Consider the following 16,188-nt stretch of genomic DNA (forward strand, 5'->3'; position numbering starts at 1 on the left):
TCCTTTGCGTCGGGATCGGGGGAATTGCTCGGACATGCCCGCACGGGTGCGCTTCAGGCTAGCCCGTCCGGAACGGATACGCCCTGGTGGCCGGTCCGTACGGACCGGCTCCGCCGGGCGGCCGGAGCCCCGGTACCCTGCCGTACGCCGCTCAGGAACCGTCAGAAAGGCAGCCCCCTCCGTGACTGCGATTCCCCGGGGCCGTACCCGCCGCACCACGCTGGTGACCACGGCCTGCGCACTGGCCGTGACGGGAGCGCTGACGCTGTCGGGGTGCGGCGGCGACGATCCCGACGCCGGGACGAACGGGGTCGGCAAGCTGCCCGCCGACCGGATCCAGGCGAAGACGCGGGCGGCGGCGGACGCGGCGAGCGCGGTACGGCTGTCCGGGACCGTCGTCAGCAGCGGCCGTACGTACCGGCTGGACATGCGGCTCACGGCGGACGGCGGTACCGGGTCGGTGACCGCGCAGGGGACGACGTTCAAGCTGCTGCGGGTCGGCGACGAGCTGTACCTCAAGGCCGGAGCGGACTTCTGGCACCACGCCGACGGCGGCGACGGCGCCTCCGGCAAGCTCGACGGCAAGTACGTGAAGGTGCCGCAGGGGGACCCCGCGTACAAGAAGTTCAGCGGCTTCACGGACAAGGACGTCCTCCTCGACGGTCTGCTGACGCTGCACGGCGCGCTGGCGACGGACGGCCGGCACGCCGACGGATCGGGTACCCGCACGATCCGCATCACCGGCGACCACGGTTCCGGCGGCACGCTGGACGTGTCCCTCCAGGGCACCCCCTATCCGCTGCGCCTGGTCCGCGCCGGCGACGCGGGCACGCTCCGCTTCTCGGACTGGGGCCGGAGCTTCTCCGTCGAGGAACCGGCGAAGTCGGAGACGGTGGACTACGGCAGACAGCTGCCGGCGTCGTAGGAGGCGCGGCGGCCCGGGCGGCCGGCTCCGGCCGGGGGCGTGCCGGAGGGCCGCCGGCACCGGGTGCGGGCCGCGACGGCGCCCGCCTCCGTCACTTTCTCTTCCGGCGCTTCATCAGCAGCTTCGGCAGGCCGGCCGGTACCGGGCCGCGGGTGGTCACCGGGGTCGCGACCGGGCGCGCCGCCAGGTCGCCGTCCGGCAGCGGCAGCACCGGACCCGTCGGCACCAGGCGCAGCACCCGGCACTCGCGGGCCCAGCGGGCCGGCATCTCCTCGCCGTCGGGGGCGTTCAGCCGCTTGCCCTTCAGTTCGGCGACCGCCGCCTGCCACTCCTCGGACCCGGACGCCGCCTCGGACACGGTCACCGGGAACGTCACCAGCCGGCCGCCCTTGTCCTTGCTGCGCACGCTCACCTCGGCAGAGCCCCCGTCGGCCAGCCCCGCCAGCGGCTGCTCGCCCGGCCCGTCGCCGACCACGCACACCGCGCCCTCGTGCCACACGTGCCACAGCGCCCGCGCGGCCGGGGCACCGGCGGCCCTGACCCAGATGAGACCGGACTTCTTCACGGCCTCCTCGATGAGGGCCCGGTCGAGCAGCTCGCTTGTCATGCGCCCCAGCCTAACCAGGCGGGACCGGCCCGCTCACAGCCAGCCGTTGCGCTTCAGCGTGCGGTGGATGCCCAGACAGATCGCGGCGGTGATGCCCATGATCACCGGATAGCCGTACCGCCAGTGCAGTTCGGGCATGTGCTCGAAGTTCATGCCATACACCCCGCACACCATCGTCGGTACGGCGATGATGGCCGCCCACGCGGTGATCTTGCGCATGTCCTCGTTCTGCGCGACGGACGCCTGGGCGAGATTGGCCTGGAGGATGGAGTTGAGCAGTTCGTCGAAGCCCATGACCTGCTCCTGCACCCGGGCCAGGTGGTCGGCGACGTCCCGGAAGTACTTCTGGATGTCCGGGTCGATCAGCCGCATCGGCCGCTCGCTCAGCAGCTGCATGGGCCGCAGCAGCGGCGCCACCGCCCGCTTGAACTCCAGTACCTCGCGCTTGAGCTGGTAGATGCGCGCGGAGTCCACACCGCGCGAGACCCCGCCCCTGCGGCCGGGCGAGAAGACCTCGGTCTCCACCTCGTCGATGTCGTCCTGCACCGCGTGGGCGACCGCGATGTAGCCGTCCACCACATGGTCGGCGATGGCGTGCAGCACGGCCGAGGGACCCTTGGCCAGCAGCTCCGGGTCGTCCTGGAGGCGGTGGCGCAGCGCGCGCAGCGAACCCTGGCCGCCGTGCCGGACGGTGATGAAGAAGTCCCGTCCGGTGAAGCACATGACCTCGCCGGTCTCCACGACCTCGCTGTTGGCGGTGAGCCGGTCGTGCTCGACGTAGTGAATGGTCTTGAAGACCGTGAACAGCGAGTCGTCGTAGCGCTCAAGCTTGGGCCGCTGGTGCGCCTGCACGGCGTCCTCCACGGCCAGCGGGTGCAGCCCGAACTCGCCGGCGATACCGGCGAATTCCGCCTCGGTCGGCTCGTGCAGGCCGATCCAGACGAATCCGCCGTCGCGGCGCACCAGCCGCATCGCCTCCTGCGGGCTCAGCGGCCCCGCGCTCTGCAGCCGGGCGCCGTCGCGGTAGACGGCGCAGTCGACGACGGCCGAGGGCGTCGCGGGGTCGCGCGTGGTGTCGTACGACGTGCCGGGGTCCTTGCGCAGGGAGACGCGGGACGAGGGGCGGACCACGGCACGCAGGTCGCGGATCATCGACATGGGCAGGCTCCTTCGCGGGCGGGCGGCGAAAGCGCGCGGCAACGGGTGGAACTACCCGGAATGGGGACGTCCTGGCTGTGCGTGCGGGGCACGTCCACAAAGCGGGGAGCACCGCACCGTCGCGGTGGCGGCTTCACTGCCGATGCAGAACTGATGCAGATCAGACAGATCAGGCAAAGCGAAACGAGATGCTCTTCCGAACGACGACGCGCAAAGGAAGACGGCGGTCAGCCGGTAACTGGATTCAGCGGCCGGAAGAGCGAGTGGTACTGCACGGTCGACTTCGATCCATGGCAGCCCCACCTCCTCCGGCCGGTCCCTCGTAAGGGAGTCTCAACGGTGTCGGGACTTGACAACGACGCTTGCGCGTGTCGCCCCGAACCACCGGCTCAGAGTATCAGCCGCCCGTACTGTCAAGGCGCCGCTTTGCCCGCCGCTGACGAGTTCTATGCTCCCCGCATGGCTGATGTTCTTCCTCTGGTCGAGGCCCGGTTGACCACCGCGCTGGGCGAGCCGGACGCGCGTGCCGCCGTCACCTTCCTCGGCGCGGACCGCATCGAGGTGCTCCGCTTCCACGAGGGGGACGTCGTCCGGTACGCCACCCTCGGGATGTCCCGGCAGCCCATGACGGACCCCACGGCGATGCTCGCCGACCCGGTCGAGGGCCCGCGCGCCGAACTGGTGCTCTCCGTGCGCGCGGGCCTCGCCGACACCGGCAAAGTGCTCCGCCCGCTCGCCGTCCTGGCCGCGAGCCCGCAGGTGGAGGGCCTGGTGGTGGCCCCCGGCGCCTCCCTGGACGTGGGCGAGCCGCTGTGGCCCGGCGCCCCCTTCACCTCGGTGCTGGTCGGCGAGTCCGGCGGCCTGGTCGAGGACCTGGAGCTGGACGCCCCGATGGACCCCGTACGGTTCCTGCCGCTGCTGCCGATGACCCCGAACGAGGCCGCCTGGAAGCGGGTGCACGGTGCCCAGGCCCTCCAGGAGCGCTGGCTGGCGAACGGGACGGACCTGAGGGATCCCGCCCGCGGGTCCGTCCGGCTGGACTGACCCGGTCCCGCCCGCCGGGAGTGACCGATCTCACCAACGCAAGGCCGGATCCGGTCAGTTGGCGAAGGCGCCGACGCCGTCCTCGGTCGCGTGCCGCGGCTCCAGCTCCTCCGCCTCGTGCGCGAGTGCCTTGCGTCGTACGACGACCACGAGCGCACCCAGCACCGCCGTGACGGCCGCGACCACGAACGGGACGTGGATGTCGGTCCACTCCTCGATCTTCGGCGCGAAGTAGGGCGCGGCGGCGGCGGCGAACCAGCGCACGAAGTTGTAGCCCGCGCTCGCCACCGGGCGCGGGGCGTCCGACACGCCGAGGGCCAGCTCGGTGTAGACGGTGTTGTTCACGCCGATGAAGGCGCCGGACAGGATCGTGCAGACGACGGCCGCGGTGTGGCTGCCGTAGCCGAGCACGAGCACGTCCGCCGCGAGCAGTACGAGGGAGCCCCCGAGCACCTTCAGCGAGCCGAACCGCTCCTGCACGCGCGGGGCCACGATCACCGAGAAGACGGCGAGCAGCACGCCCCAGGCGAAGAACACCGCGCCCGACCGGTACGGCGTCATGTCCAGCACGAACGGCGTGAAGGCCAGCACGGTGAAGAACGTGTAGTTGTAGAAGAACGCGGAGACCGCCGCCGAGGCCAGCCCGCCGTGGCCGAGCGCCTTGAGCGGGTCCAGCACCGAGGTCTTGCGGGCCGGCCGGGGCTGCTCCTTCAGGAACGCCGTGATGCACAGGAAGCCGACCGCCATCAGCGTGGCCGTGCCGAAGAACGGGTAGCGCCAGCTGACGTTGCCGAGGACCGCGCCGAGCAGCGGGCCGCAGGCCATGCCGAGGCCCAGGGCGGACTCGTAGAGCAGGATCGCCGCCGCGCTGCCGCCGGCCGCCGCGCCCACGATGACCGCGAGGGCGGTGGAGACGAACAGCGCGTTGCCGAGGCCCCAGCCGGCCCGGTAGCCCACGAGCTGCCCGACCGAGCCGGAGGTGCCGGCCAGGCCGGCGAAGACGACCACGAACGCGAGGCCGAGCAGCAGCGTCTTCTTGCCGCCGATCCGGCTGGAGACGAACCCGGTCAGCAGCATCGCGACGGCTGTGATCAGGAAGTACGAGGTGAAGAGCAGGGACACCTGGCTGGGCGTGGCGTGCAGGCCCTGGGCGATCGACGGCAGGATCGGATCGACGAGGCCGATGCCCATGAAGGCGACCACGGAGGCGCCGGCCGTGGCCCAGACCGCCTTGGGCTGCCGCAGGATGCTGCCGGCTCCCGCGTCTAGGGGGTCCATGTGCTTCTCCCGTCCGCTAGATAGTTGGGTTATACACATAGTAAGTTAGTGCACCTAATTAATGCAAGATGCATCTATCTTGCCGGCCGGGCACATGGCCGGCACTTCCGTCCGGACGGGTGATCATCCTTGACGTGGGCGGTCGGGGGTAGGACCGTGGAGCCCTATGAGGGGCGAACCCAGTTGCCCGAGGTGCGGTGGCCGGGTCAGGGCTCCCGGACTCTTCGCCGATGCGTGGCAGTGCGATGTGCACGGCACGGTGTATCCGCTGCAGCCCGTGATCCCGCCCAGCGTCGAGGCGCTCAACGTCGTCGTGCATCGCACACAGGTGCCGGTCTGGATGCCGTGGCCGCTGCCGGTCGGCTGGCTGTTCACCGGTGTGGCGTACGCCGGGGACGACCGCAGCGGCGGCCGTGCGGTCGCGGTGGCCTGCTCGGGTCCCGGCCCGCTCGGCGGTCCCGGTGAGCTGATCCTGATCGCCGAGGAACTGGGCGTCGGCCTCGGTGCGCGGTACGCCGGCATCGACGGCCCGGACCCCGGCTCGTACATGAACGTCGAGAAGCCGCCGCAGACCAAGGTGCTCGCCGCCGGCCGCCCCACCCCGCTCTGGCATGTCTACCGCACCCCCGACGACCGCGCCGTCTTCGCCGGTGAGGCGCTCGGCATGTGGCTGTGGGCGGTGATCTGGCCCGAGCAGTCCGGGCTGCTCATGTACGACGAGCTGGTGCTGACGGATCTGCGGGACGCTGGGGCGGAGATAGATCTGGTGCCGTGCGGAGCGTTGTCGCCGCGCTTGCTCCGGCCCTGACGCCTGCTGGGTTCCGGGCTCGGCGCGTGGGCGGGTGAGGGTGTGCCGGGGCTTGCCGCGCAGTTCCCCGCGCCCCTCAGGCCGGCTTCCGTAGGGGGCGCTTCCTGGGTTCGGGTGTGACAGTCGCAGCGGAAATCACCGCTATCCTTGAGTGTCCGTGTTTCTTCCGCTGGTCCGTCTGGAGTCGTCGTGCGTATCGATCTGCACTGTCACTCCACGGCCTCCGACGGGACGGACACGCCGGCCGAGCTGGTGCGGAACGCCGCCGCGGCCGGGCTGGACGTCGTCGCGCTGACCGATCACGACACCACGCGCGGGTACGGCGAGGCCCTCGCCGCGCTGCCCGAGGGGCTGACCCTGGTCACCGGTGCCGAGCTGTCCTGCCGGATCGACGGCATCTCGATGCACCTGCTGGCCTACCTCTTCGACCCCGAGGAGCCCGCCCTGCTCGCCGAGCGGGAACTGGTCCGCGACGACCGGGTCCCGCGGGCCAAGGGCATGGTCGCCAAGCTGAACGCGCTGGGCGTGCCGGTCACCTGGGAGCGGGTCGAGCGGATCGCCGCGGGCGGCTCCGTGGGGCGCCCGCACATCGCCACCGCGCTGGTGGAGCTGGGGGTCGTGCCGACGGTGAGCGACGCGTTCACCGAGGAGTGGCTGGCCGACGGCGGGCGGGCCTTCGTGGAGAAGCACGAGACCGACCCCTTCGAGGCGATCCGGCTGGTCAAGGGCGCGGGCGGCGTCTGTGTGTTCGCCCACCCGGCCGCCGCCAAGCGGGGCCGGACCGTGCCCGACGCCCGGATCGCGGAGCTGGCCGAGGCCGGACTGGACGGCATCGAGGTCGACCACATGGACCACGACCTCGACGCCCGGGCCCGGCTGCGCGGCCTGGCGAGGGAGCTGGGGCTGCTGGTCACGGGCTCCTCGGACTACCACGGCAGCCGCAAGACCGTGACGCTGGGCGCGTACGCGACCGACCCCGAGGTGTACGGGGAGATCACCCGGCGGGCGACGGGCGCGTTCCCGGTGCCGGGCACCGGCGGAGCCTGAGGCCCTCCGGGGCCGGCCCGCCGTACCCCCTCACGCCCGTACTTCCTCCTCCCGCAAGGCCTGTACTTCCCTCATGTTCGACATCGCCGTCTTCGGCTCTCTGTTCCTGACCCTTTTTGTCATCATGGATCCCCCGGGGATCACCCCGATCTTCCTCGCCCTGACCGCCGGACGGCCGGCCAAGGTGCAGAAGCGGATGGCCTTCCAGGCCGTCTGCGTGGCGGGCGGGGTCATCGCCGTCTTCGGCGTCCTGGGCCACCAGATCCTGGACTACCTGCACGTCTCCGTGCCGGCGCTGATGATCGCGGGCGGACTGCTGCTCCTGCTGATCGCGCTGGACCTGCTCACCGGCAAGACCGACGAGCCGAAGCAGACGAAGGACGTCAACGTGGCCCTCGTGCCGCTCGGCATGCCGCTGCTGGCGGGGCCCGGCGCGATCGTGTCCGTGATCCTGGCCGTGCAGAAGGCCGACAGCGTGACCACGCAGATCTCGGTGTGGTCCGCGATCCTCGCGATCCATGTCGTGCTGTGGCTGGTGATGCGCTACTCGCTGCTGATCATCCGGGTCATCAAGGACGGCGGCGTCGTACTGGTGACGCGGCTCGCGGGCATGATGCTCTCCGCGATCGCCGTCCAGCAGATCATCAACGGTGTCACTCAGGTGATCCGGGGGAGCTGACCCTCGTCGGCTCGGCTCCCCCGGAAAGCTTGAGTGGCGAACGCCCGCGTGCGGGCTATGAGGCCTGGGTCTCGGCCGGGCGGATCCACAGGCGCTGCCCGATGGCGGCGGCCTGCTGAACGATCCGGTTGACGGAGGCGGCGTCCACGACGGTGCTGTCCACGGCGGTGCCGTCGACCTCGTCGAGTCGCATGATTTCGAAGCGCACGGGCTTCTCCCTTCGTCTGGTCATCCTCCTGCGGAGAACTACTGGTGTGACAGCCGGTGCTCCCGGTGTCGTACCTAGTCAACGCTCCCTTTGTTACGAACATTCCCTACGCTAAAGAAATTTTTCGAACGACTAATAACTGACCGGTAAGCGGCGCGCAAGGGACCGACCGGGACCGGTTGTGTTCGTAGTGTGACCACCAGGACAATGAAGGCAATGAACGACGACCTGGCCGCCGCCCTCGGGGCCCGCATCGACCGCACCAACGAGCTGCTGGAGCGCATGCTCGCCGAGGTGGCGAAGACGCCCTCGACGCACGCGATCTTCGTGGACGCCGGCTATCTGTACGCCGCGGCCGGCCGGCTGGTCGCCGGAACCGAGGACCGCCGCGCCTTCGACCTGGACGCCGAGGGCCTGATCGACGCGCTGATCGACCGCGCCCGCACGATCTTCGCGGACAGCAGGCTGCTGCGCGTCTACTGGTACGACGGCGCCCGGCGCCGCATCCACACCGCCGAGCAGCAGGCCATCGCCGAACTGCCCGACGTCAAGGTCCGCCTCGGCAACCTCAACGCCAGCAACCAGCAGAAGGGCGTCGACTCGCTGATCCGCTCGGACCTGGAGTCACTGGCCAGGCACCGCGCGATCAGCGACGCGGCCCTCCTCGGCGGCGACGAGGACCTGGTCTCGGCGGTCGAGGCGGCCCAGGGCTACGGCGCCCGCGTGCACCTCTGGGGCATCGAGGCACCCGAGGGCCGCAACCAGGCCGAACCGCTGCTCTGGGAGGTCGACAGCCAGCGCACCTTCGACCTGGACTTCTTCAAGCCGTACGTCTCCCGGCGCACGGCCGCCGCGTACGACGCCACCGGTACCGCCCGGCCCACCCGCGAGGACGTCCGTTTCGTCGGCGCCCAGATCGCGGCCAAGTGGCTCGCCTCCCGGGGCCGGGAAGCGCTCGTGGAGCTGTTCCCCGGCCACCCCTACCTCCCCGGCTCCGTCGACCAGGACCTGTTGGTCGAGGCCGAGGCACTGCTCCAGTACTCCCTGCGCGGCCAGGCGGAGCTGCGCCGCGCGCTCCGGGACGGCTTCTGGGAGCACCTTCGGGCCCAGTACTAGGCCCTCCGTCGGGCGTCCGCGCTGTCGTCCCAGAAGCCGGCCAGTGCCCGGGCCGTCTCCAGCGGCCGGTCGGTGTTCGGGGAGTGCTCGGCGCCCTCGATGACCGTGCGCCGGGCCCGCAGCCGCAGGGCCATGTCGTCGAGGAGCGGCAGCGGCCAGGTGTCGTCCCGCGCGCCCGACAGCACATGGAACGGCAGCGGTACGGCCGCCAGCTCGGCGACCCGGTCCGGTTCCGTGCACAGCTGGCGACCGGTGGCCAGCAACTGGGCGGGCTTGGTGCCCAGCCAGCGGCGCCGCAGGTCCGCCCGGTCGTCCAGCCCGGCGTCGAGCGCCGGCGCCTCCGTCTCCTCCGGCGGCTCCATCGCCTGGAGCGCCTCCCACACCTCGGCCATGCTCAGCACCGCCAGCGCGTCCCGGAGCAGCTTCACGCGCTCCCGCTGGGGCGCCGAGATCTGCGCCGGGCCGGAGGCCATCAGAGTGAGCGACAGAAAGGGTGAGCGGTCGAGCAGCACGGCCGCGCGCGCGATCTGGCCGCCCAGGGAGTGCCCCAGCAGATGCACCGGGCCGCCGATCGCCTCCGCCTGCGCGAGCACGTCCCGCGCCAGCTCCTCCTGCGCGTAGGCCGACTCGTCCGTCACCGGGCCGTCCGACTCGAACTGGCCCCGCCCGTCCACGGCGACGGTCCGGTATCCGCGTTCGGCGAGCGGCACGTGCAGCGGGTTGAAGTCCTCCTTGCTCCCGGTGAACCCCGGCAGCAGCAGTGCCACCCCCCTCGGCTCGACACCGGCGGCCACCGGCGCGTCGACCACGGCGAACTCACCGCGCACCGTCCGGAGCGGGTACGCACGGGCACCGGGCGGCGGAACGAAGGTGGCGGGCCTGCTCATGGGGAGAGGCTATCGGGAGGGGGTGGGGAGGGGGGTGATGGGTGGCGGGGGCACGGGGCGCGGGTTCCGGCCGGGGCGGAGACGCCGATGGCCGGGCCCACTGTCGTGGACCCGGCCATCGGACCGGTGCTGATGCCCTGCCGTCGCCGCGCGTGCGGCGCCGGATCAGGCCTCGGGCGCCTCTGCGGCAGCCGTGGCCTTGCGGGTCCGGCGCGGCTTGGGCGCCGTCGTGCCGGCGCTCTCACCGACCGCCTCGGCGGCGGACTGAGCCGCCTTGCGGGTCCGGCGCCGCGGCTTGGCCTCCGGCTCCTCGGTGGACTGCGCCGGAATCTCCGGGGCAGCCGCCTCGGCGGCCGTAACCTTACGGGCCCGCCGTGCCTTCGGAGCGGCGACCGCCTCGCCGTCAACGGCTTCCGCGGCGGCAGCCGTCTTGCGGGTGCGGCGCGGTTTGGCCTCGGCTTCGGCCTCGGGGGCTTCGGCGGCGGCCGTGGCCTTGCGGGTCCGGCGCGGCTTGGTCTCCGCCTCGGCCTCCGGGGCCTCCGGGGCGGTCGCGGCGGTCTTGCGGGTGCGGCGCGGCTTGGCCTCGGCTTCGGCCTCGGTGGTTTCCGGTGCCGTTGCGGCGGTCTTGCGGGTGCGGCGCGGCTTGGTCTCCGCCTCGGCCTCGGGGGCTTCGGCGGTGGCAGCCGTCTTGCGGGTGCGCCGGGGCTTGGTCTCGGCCTCCGCCTCGGTGGTTTCCGGTGCCGCAGCCGTGGTCTTGCGGGTGCGGCGCGGCTTGGCCTCGGCTTCGGCCTCGGTGGTTTCCGGTGCCGCAGCCGTGGTCTTGCGGGTGCGGCGCGGCTTGGTCTCCGCCTCGGCCTCGGGGGCTTCGGCGGTGGCAGCCGTCTTGCGGGTGCGCCGGGGCTTGGTCTCGGCCTCCGCCTCGGTGGTTTCCGGTGCCGCGGCCGTGGTCTTCCGCGTCCGGCGCGGCTTGGCCTCGGCCTCGGTCTCCAGGGACTCCACGGCGGCCGTGGCCTTGCGGGTCCGGCGCGGCTTGGTCTCCGCGCCCTCGGCGACGTCTGCCGTGGGCTCCACGGCAGACGCGGTCTTCCGCGTCCGGCGCGGCTTGGTCTCCGCGCCCTCGGCGACGTCTGCCGTGGGCTCCACGGCAGACGCGGTCTTCCGCGTCCGGCGCGGCTTGGTCTCCGGCGCGGCCTCGGCCGTTTCCACGGCCGCCGCCTCGGGGGCGGGCTCGGCCGTCTTCCGCGTGCGGCGGCGCGGCTTGGTCTCCGTCGCCGGCGCGGCCTCGGGCTCCGCCACCGGGGCGGTCGCGGCCACGGGCTCGGCGACGAGGGCCGGAGCCTCCGTCGTCACCGGAGCCTCGGCCTGCGCCGGCTCGGTCGCCGCCGACTTGCGCGTGCGGCGGCGGCGCGGCTTCTCCGGGGCCTCCTCGACGGGGGCGGGAACCTCCGCGACGGCCACCGGCTCGGCGGCGGGCGTCTCCTCGGTCGCCGTGGCCGCCGTGGCCGCCGCGGCGGCCGTCACCGGCTGTGCGGCAGCTCCGCCGCGCGTACGGCGACGGCGGCGCGGGGTACGCGCGGCGGACTCGGCCTCCTCCGTCCCGACGGCCTCGGCGACCGGCGTGGAGGCGGCGGCCGGTGCGGTCGCGGCGGCGTCCAGCGGCGCGCCACCGCGCGTACGGCGGCGCCTGCGCGGCGTACGGGCCGGACGCTCCGGCTCGGCCGCCGGCGCGCGGTCGGCCGACGGGGCACGGTCGCCCCGGCCACCGCGGCCCCGGCCGCGTGCGCCCCGACCGCCGGTCTCGCCCAGGTCCTCCAGCTCCTCCGCGTCCAGACCCGCACGGGTCCGCTCGGAGCGCGGCAGGATGCCCTTGGTCCCCGCGGGGATGCCCAGGTCGGTGAAGAGGTGCGGCGAGCTGGAGTACGTCTCCACCGGCTCGTGGAAGTCCAGCTCCAGCGCCTTGTTGATCAGCTGCCAGCGCGGGATGTCGTCCCAGTCGACGAACGTGATCGCCGTGCCCTTGGCGCCCGCCCGGCCCGTACGGCCGACGCGGTGCAGGTAGGTCTTCTCGTCCTCGGGGGACTGGTAGTTGATGACGTGGGTGACACCCTCGACGTCGATGCCGCGCGCGGCGACGTCGGTGCAGACGAGGACGTCGACCTTGCCGTTGCGGAAGGCGCGCAGCGCCTGCTCGCGGGCGCCCTGGCCGAGGTCGCCGTGGACCGCGCCGGAGGCGAACCCGCGCCGCTGGAGCTGCTCGGCGATGTCGGCGGCCGTGCGCTTGGTACGGCAGAAGATCATCGCCAGTCCGCGGCCCTCGGCCTGGAGGATGCGGGCGACCATCTCCGGCTTGTCCATGTTGTGCGCGCGGTACACGAACTGCTTGATGTTCGCGACCGTGGCGCCCTCGTCGTCCGGCGCGGTGGCGCGGATGTGCGTGGGCCGGGACATGTAGCGGCGCGCGAGGCCGATGACCGCGCCCGGCATGGTCGCCGAGAACAGCATGGTCTGGCGCTTGGCCGGCAGCATGTCGATGATCTTCTCGACGTCGGGCAGGAAGCCCAGGTCGAGCATCTCGTCGGCCTCGTCGAGGACCAGGCACCTGACGTGCTTGAGGTCCAGCTTCTTCTGGCCCGCGAGGTCGAGGAGCCGGCCCGGGGTACCGACGACCACGTCGACGCCCTTCTTCAGGGCCTCGACCTGCGGTTCGTACGCCCGGCCGCCGTAGATCGCGAGCACGCGGACGTTACGGGCCTTGCCCGCCGTCAGCAGGTCGTTGGTGACCTGGGTGCACAGCTCGCGCGTGGGGACGACGACGAGGGCCTGCGGGGCGTCGGTGAGGTCTTCGGGGGTGGCGCGTCCGGCCTCGACGTCGGCGGGGACGGTGACGCGCTCGAGGAGCGGGAGGCCGAAGCCCAGCGTCTTGCCGGTGCCGGTCTTGGCCTGCCCGATGACGTCCGTGCCCGACAGGGCTACGGGGAGCGTCATCTCCTGGATGGGGAAGGGGGTGATGATGCCGACGGCTTCCAGGGCTTCGGCGGTCTCGGGAAGGATCCCGAGGTCTCGGAACGTCGTAGTCAGGGTGCTGCCTCTTCTGTGTGTGCGGTGCGAGGCGAGCGCGGGGGGTCATGTCTGACCGTGCCGGGGACGTCGGCTGCCGTACGGACGAACCACTCGGGCAAGCCGTAAGACACGGGACCTCTGCCGACGCTCTAGCGCTCGTACCGCTGAGGGTCTCTCCCGTTGTCGTACGGTCTGAGCCGCACGGTCGTGGAGAGCTGTCGGGTCGGAGCCGATCGGGCCACCGACCGGGCATCCTCATGCGTGCGGCCTGTCGGGACACGTCGAACACCGTCGACGCACTCAGCAGGCGCATTACCACCATACCCCGGATTGGCGCACATGCGATGGCCGATTCGGTCACGTAGTGGTCGTCACAGTGATCGGCCGGGGTTCCGGGATGATCGTCCGGGGGATCGGCCAAGGGCTTGAGCGAGCCGCCGAGCGGGCTATTGTGCGCCTCATGACTAGCTCTGACAAGCCTGAGAACGCGTCCGCCGAATCCCCCGGCCCCACCGGTGTCGCCGCCCAGGACTGGGCGCAGGCGTCCGCCGACCCGCAGTACCGCGCCGCCGTCGTGGACCTGCTCGGCGCGCTCGCCTACGGAGAGCTGGCGGCGTTCGAGCGGCTCGCGGAGGACGCCAAGCTGGCGCCGACCCTCGCGGACAAGGCGGAGCTGGCGAAGATGGCCTCGGCGGAGTTCCACCACTTCGAGCGGCTGCGGGACCGGCTGACCGGGATCGGCGAGGAGCCGACGGCCGCCATGGACCCGTTCGTGGCCGCGCTCGACGGCTTCCACCGGCAGACCGCGCCGTCGGACTGGCTGGAGGGCCTGGTCAAGGCGTACGTCGGTGACTCGATCGCCAGCGACTTCTACCGGGAGGTGGCGGCGCGCCTCGACTCCGACACGCGTGAGCTGGTGCTCGCCGTGCTGGACGACACCGGGCACGCCGGGTTCGCGGTGGAGAAGGTACGGGCCGCCATCGACGCCGACCCGCGCGTGGGCGGCCGGCTGGCGCTCTGGGCGCGGCGGCTGATGGGCGAGGCGCTGTCCCAGTCGCAGCGGGTGGTGGCCGAGCGGGACGCGCTGTCCACGATGCTCGTGGGGGGCGTGGCCGACGGCTTCGACCTAGCCGAGGTCGGCAGGATGTTCTCGCGGATCACCGAGGCGCACACGAAGCGGATGGCCGCGCTGGGCCTCGCGGCCTGAGTGCCGCACGGTCCCGGGCTTCCCGCCCGGACCGAACCCGGGCGCCGGTGCCGTCCCGGTCCCTGCTCCGGTTCACGCCGGCGCCGATCGCCTGCGCAGGCGGCCCGCCGGGCGCAGCAGCAGGGACAGCGACGCCACCGAGATGACCGCGGCGCCCAGCAGGCTGAGCGGCACGGTGCCGGGACCCAGGGCGGTACGGGTGACGAAGTCGCCGAAGAGGGCTGCGGCCACGCCCGTCGAGTACACCAGCGGGCGGGCCGGCAGCCGATGGGCGAGCCGGTGCGCCGCCGCCCAGGCGAGAATCAGACCGAGCACGGCGGAGCCGAGTGCTTCGAAGATCATGTCGGGGTCCCTCCCACGGCCTGTCCGGCTCGACGGTCGTAGCCCGTCTTACCCGTGACCTGCGAATTGCAATCCTTGGCTGTGGAGAAGTTGTGCTCCGTACGTGTGTGCGGAGCACCCTCGCACGGGTGGGCGCGAGCACCCGCACACGGTGCCCCGGACCGTACGCGAGGGCCCGGCGGCACATGACCGCCGGGCCCTCGTGACGACTCCGCTGCGACGCGCGGGGTTTCCGCTCAGAGCGCGCCGAAACCCACCTTGCGCACGGTCGGCTCGCCGATCTCCACGTACGCCAGCCGGTCCGTCGGCACCAGGACCTTGCGGCCCTTCTCGTCCTGGAGGCTGAGCAGCCCCGTCTTGCCGGCCAGCGCCTCGGCCACCACGCGCTCGACCTCCTCGACGCTCTGACCGCTCTCCAGAACGATCTCGCGGGGCGCGTGCTGCACGCCGATCTTGACCTCCACGGCTATGTCCCTCCGACGGTCAGTGATGTGCGCGATCAACCGCGCCGTACTCCGCACACATTAGTCCGGTGAGGGGACGTACACGCCCCGCGCCGGAACGCCAGGAGCGAACACCGTGCGGGAACAAACGGTCCCTCAGTGGTGCTCGGTGCCGTGCAGCGGGAAGCCGGCGATGCCCCGCCAGGCCAGCGAGGCCAGCAGCTGCACCGCCTGGTCGCGCGGGACGCTGCGGTCGCTGTGCAGCCAGGAGCGGGCGACCACCTGGGCGAGTCCGCCGAGGCCGGAGGCGAGCAGCATCGACTCCGCGCGCGACAGGCCGGTGTCCTCGGCGATGACGTCGCAGATCGCCTCGGCACACTCGTTGGTGACCTTGTCCACGCGCTCGCGCACCGCGGGCTCGTTGGTCAGGTCGGACTCGAAGACCAGCCGGAAGGCGCCGCCGTCGTCCTCCACGTAGGCGAAGTAGGCATCCATCGTCGCCCGGACGCGCTGCTTGTTGTCGGTGGTCGACGCCAGCGCGCCGCGCACGGCCTGGATCAGCGACTCGCAGTGCTGGTCCAGCAGCGCGAGGTAGAGGTCGAGCTTGCCGGGGAAGTGCTGGTAGAGCACCGGCTTGCTCACCCCGGCCCGCTCGGCGATGTCGTCCATCGCCGCCGCGTGGTAGCCCTGGGCGACGAAAACCTCCTGAGCGGCGCCCAGCAACTGGTTCCGCCGGGCTCGGCGGGGCAGACGGGTGCCCCGCGGGCGTGCCGCCTCAGTCTGCTCGATGGCTGTCACGCCGCCTCCCAAAGTCGTCCACATGCGGTCTCGGCCGCGCGGCCATCGTACTTTTCGGTAACAGTGGTGTGCGCGGTGCGAGCGCAGAATTTCACGTACCGGACGACGGCGAAAGCCGTGCGGCGTCCCGGGGCGGTCGGCCGGGGTCCCGCGAGGTCAGCGGTAGTCGTCCTCGTCGAGCGCGACGACGCGCGCCTGTTCCATGAGATCGGCCTCGTTCCCGCGGTCCGGGTCCACGCCCGTCAGGGGGTCGTCGCGGTCCGGTGCGATGTCCGCCTGCTGCTCGGCGGCGTCCACCTCGGGCGCCTCGACATCGAACTCCGCCACCGTTCCGGCCTCCAGCTCGTCGAGGTCCTCGATCACGTCGGGGTCTGTGGGGTCATAGGCCATGGTGGGCTCCCTTCCTACGAACGTCCCTGGAAACAGCAGGGGCCACACGCGGGTGCCCTCTGTACGAGCCTAGGCAACTGCTGATCCGAACGCCATGCCATCAGGCCCGTCCGTTGCCCGGTTCTCCGTCCGGATACGGTTCACTCTGTGATGGCGAACACATGAATCCGGACGTGATCACCTCGTAACAT

Annotated in this window: 17 protein-coding genes; 7 read left to right on the forward strand and 10 right to left on the reverse strand. The window is 72.1% G+C overall.

The window, feature by feature from the left end; all coding sequences use genetic code 11:
* Positions 1–181 precede the first annotated feature (181 nt).
* Positions 182–925: a hypothetical protein gene (locus AB0E62_RS19375; protein WP_362194728.1), complete on the forward strand. Its 744-nt coding sequence runs from the start codon at positions 182–184 to the stop codon at positions 923–925.
* Between the two features lie 91 nt (positions 926–1,016).
* On the opposite strand, the gene AB0E62_RS19380 is transcribed toward AB0E62_RS19375, so the two are convergent.
* Both AB0E62_RS19380 and AB0E62_RS19385 read right to left on the reverse strand, forming a co-directional pair.
* Positions 1,017–1,532, reverse strand: coding sequence for a hypothetical protein (locus AB0E62_RS19380; RefSeq protein WP_362194731.1), 516 nt, complete (start codon positions 1,530–1,532; stop codon positions 1,017–1,019).
* Between the two features lie 33 nt (positions 1,533–1,565).
* Positions 1,566–2,690, reverse strand: a complete 1,125-nt coding sequence (locus tag AB0E62_RS19385) for a magnesium and cobalt transport protein CorA (protein ID WP_362194734.1) — start codon at positions 2,688–2,690, stop codon at positions 1,566–1,568.
* Between the two features lie 459 nt (positions 2,691–3,149).
* Between AB0E62_RS19385 and AB0E62_RS19390 the strand changes: the two genes are divergently transcribed.
* Positions 3,150–3,734 (forward strand): suppressor of fused domain protein, encoded by a 585-nt coding sequence (locus AB0E62_RS19390; protein WP_362194737.1) that lies wholly within the window; start codon positions 3,150–3,152, stop codon positions 3,732–3,734.
* Positions 3,735–3,788: 54 nt separating this feature from the next.
* On the opposite strand, the gene AB0E62_RS19395 is transcribed toward AB0E62_RS19390, so the two are convergent.
* Entirely contained in the window at positions 3,789–5,012 is a 1,224-nt protein-coding gene (locus AB0E62_RS19395; protein ID WP_362194740.1) for an MFS transporter, read from the reverse strand.
* Positions 5,013–5,178: 166 nt separating this feature from the next.
* Between AB0E62_RS19395 and AB0E62_RS19400 the strand changes: the two genes are divergently transcribed.
* The 3 genes from AB0E62_RS19400 to AB0E62_RS19410 all read left to right on the forward strand — a co-directional run bounded on the left by AB0E62_RS19400 (position 5,179) and on the right by AB0E62_RS19410 (position 7,546).
* A complete protein-coding gene (locus tag AB0E62_RS19400) occupies positions 5,179–5,820 on the forward strand; it encodes a DUF6758 family protein (protein WP_362194743.1) in 642 nt (213 codons plus the stop codon).
* Between the two features lie 189 nt (positions 5,821–6,009).
* Complete coding sequence (locus AB0E62_RS19405) at positions 6,010–6,867, forward strand: PHP domain-containing protein (protein ID WP_362194746.1); 858 nt, start codon at positions 6,010–6,012, stop codon at positions 6,865–6,867.
* 73 nt (positions 6,868–6,940) lie between these two features.
* On the forward strand, positions 6,941–7,546 hold the full coding sequence (locus AB0E62_RS19410; RefSeq protein WP_318201534.1) for a MarC family protein: 606 nt from the start codon (positions 6,941–6,943) through the stop codon (positions 7,544–7,546).
* A 55-nt stretch (positions 7,547–7,601) separates the two neighbouring features.
* On the opposite strand, the gene AB0E62_RS19415 is transcribed toward AB0E62_RS19410, so the two are convergent.
* Positions 7,602–7,754, reverse strand: coding sequence for a hypothetical protein (locus tag AB0E62_RS19415; RefSeq protein ID WP_167345759.1), 153 nt, complete (start codon positions 7,752–7,754; stop codon positions 7,602–7,604).
* 207 nt (positions 7,755–7,961) lie between these two features.
* Here AB0E62_RS19415 and AB0E62_RS19420 point away from each other — a divergent pair, with 207 nt between their 5' ends.
* Positions 7,962–8,870 (forward strand): NYN domain-containing protein, encoded by a 909-nt coding sequence (locus tag AB0E62_RS19420; RefSeq protein ID WP_362194750.1) that lies wholly within the window; start codon positions 7,962–7,964, stop codon positions 8,868–8,870.
* On the opposite strand, the gene AB0E62_RS19425 is transcribed toward AB0E62_RS19420, so the two are convergent.
* Together AB0E62_RS19425 and AB0E62_RS19430 are read right to left on the reverse strand one after the other, a co-directional pair.
* Positions 8,867–9,757, reverse strand: a complete 891-nt coding sequence (locus AB0E62_RS19425) for an alpha/beta hydrolase (RefSeq protein WP_362194753.1) — start codon at positions 9,755–9,757, stop codon at positions 8,867–8,869. The two genes, AB0E62_RS19420 and AB0E62_RS19425, sit on opposite strands and share 4 nt — an antisense overlap.
* A gap of 165 nt (positions 9,758–9,922) precedes the next feature.
* Positions 9,923–12,742, reverse strand: a complete 2,820-nt coding sequence (locus AB0E62_RS19430; protein ID WP_362194756.1) for a DEAD/DEAH box helicase — start codon at positions 12,740–12,742, stop codon at positions 9,923–9,925.
* A gap of 535 nt (positions 12,743–13,277) precedes the next feature.
* On the opposite strand from AB0E62_RS19430, the gene AB0E62_RS19435 reads away from it, so the two are divergent.
* Positions 13,278–14,024, forward strand: a complete 747-nt coding sequence (locus AB0E62_RS19435) for a ferritin-like fold-containing protein (RefSeq protein WP_362194759.1) — start codon at positions 13,278–13,280, stop codon at positions 14,022–14,024.
* A 72-nt stretch (positions 14,025–14,096) separates the two neighbouring features.
* On the opposite strand, the gene AB0E62_RS19440 is transcribed toward AB0E62_RS19435, so the two are convergent.
* The 4 genes from AB0E62_RS19440 to AB0E62_RS19455 all read right to left on the reverse strand — a co-directional run bounded on the left by AB0E62_RS19440 (position 14,097) and on the right by AB0E62_RS19455 (position 15,997).
* Positions 14,097–14,366, reverse strand: coding sequence for a hypothetical protein (locus tag AB0E62_RS19440; protein ID WP_362194762.1), 270 nt, complete (start codon positions 14,364–14,366; stop codon positions 14,097–14,099).
* Positions 14,367–14,602: 236 nt separating this feature from the next.
* Positions 14,603–14,830, reverse strand: a complete 228-nt coding sequence (locus AB0E62_RS19445; RefSeq protein ID WP_030649699.1) for a DUF3107 domain-containing protein — start codon at positions 14,828–14,830, stop codon at positions 14,603–14,605.
* A 135-nt stretch (positions 14,831–14,965) separates the two neighbouring features.
* Complete coding sequence (locus AB0E62_RS19450; protein ID WP_030787897.1) at positions 14,966–15,607, reverse strand: TetR/AcrR family transcriptional regulator; 642 nt, start codon at positions 15,605–15,607, stop codon at positions 14,966–14,968.
* Positions 15,608–15,763: 156 nt separating this feature from the next.
* A complete protein-coding gene (locus AB0E62_RS19455; protein WP_362194766.1) occupies positions 15,764–15,997 on the reverse strand; it encodes a hypothetical protein in 234 nt (77 codons plus the stop codon).
* Positions 15,998–16,188 lie beyond the last annotated feature (191 nt).

Origin of the sequence: Streptomyces sp. NPDC038707 (assembly GCF_040636485.1) — a bacterium.
In the GTDB taxonomy this organism is placed as follows: Bacteria; Actinomycetota; Actinomycetes; order Streptomycetales; family Streptomycetaceae; genus Streptomyces.

Excerpts from the sequence above, each read along its gene's own strand:
- AB0E62_RS19435 (WP_362194759.1), top strand. The coding sequence starts at position 13,278 with ATGACTAGCTCTGACAAGCCTGAGAACGCGTCCGCCGAATCCCCCGGC.
- AB0E62_RS19455 (WP_362194766.1), bottom strand. The coding sequence starts at position 15,997 with ATGGCCTATGACCCCACAGACCCCGACGTGATCGAGGACCTCGACGAG.
- AB0E62_RS19425 (WP_362194753.1), bottom strand. The coding sequence starts at position 9,757 with ATGAGCAGGCCCGCCACCTTCGTTCCGCCGCCCGGTGCCCGTGCGTAC.
- AB0E62_RS19410 (WP_318201534.1), top strand. The coding sequence starts at position 6,941 with ATGTTCGACATCGCCGTCTTCGGCTCTCTGTTCCTGACCCTTTTTGTC.
- AB0E62_RS19430 (WP_362194756.1), bottom strand. The coding sequence starts at position 12,742 with ATGACGCTCCCCGTAGCCCTGTCGGGCACGGACGTCATCGGGCAGGCC.
- AB0E62_RS19380 (WP_362194731.1), bottom strand. The coding sequence starts at position 1,532 with ATGACAAGCGAGCTGCTCGACCGGGCCCTCATCGAGGAGGCCGTGAAG.
- AB0E62_RS19440 (WP_362194762.1), bottom strand. The coding sequence starts at position 14,366 with ATGATCTTCGAAGCACTCGGCTCCGCCGTGCTCGGTCTGATTCTCGCC.
- AB0E62_RS19420 (WP_362194750.1), top strand. The coding sequence starts at position 7,962 with ATGAAGGCAATGAACGACGACCTGGCCGCCGCCCTCGGGGCCCGCATC.
- AB0E62_RS19390 (WP_362194737.1), top strand. The coding sequence starts at position 3,150 with ATGGCTGATGTTCTTCCTCTGGTCGAGGCCCGGTTGACCACCGCGCTG.
- AB0E62_RS19395 (WP_362194740.1), bottom strand. The coding sequence starts at position 5,012 with ATGGACCCCCTAGACGCGGGAGCCGGCAGCATCCTGCGGCAGCCCAAG.
- AB0E62_RS19385 (WP_362194734.1), bottom strand. The coding sequence starts at position 2,690 with ATGTCGATGATCCGCGACCTGCGTGCCGTGGTCCGCCCCTCGTCCCGC.
- AB0E62_RS19400 (WP_362194743.1), top strand. The coding sequence starts at position 5,179 with ATGAGGGGCGAACCCAGTTGCCCGAGGTGCGGTGGCCGGGTCAGGGCT.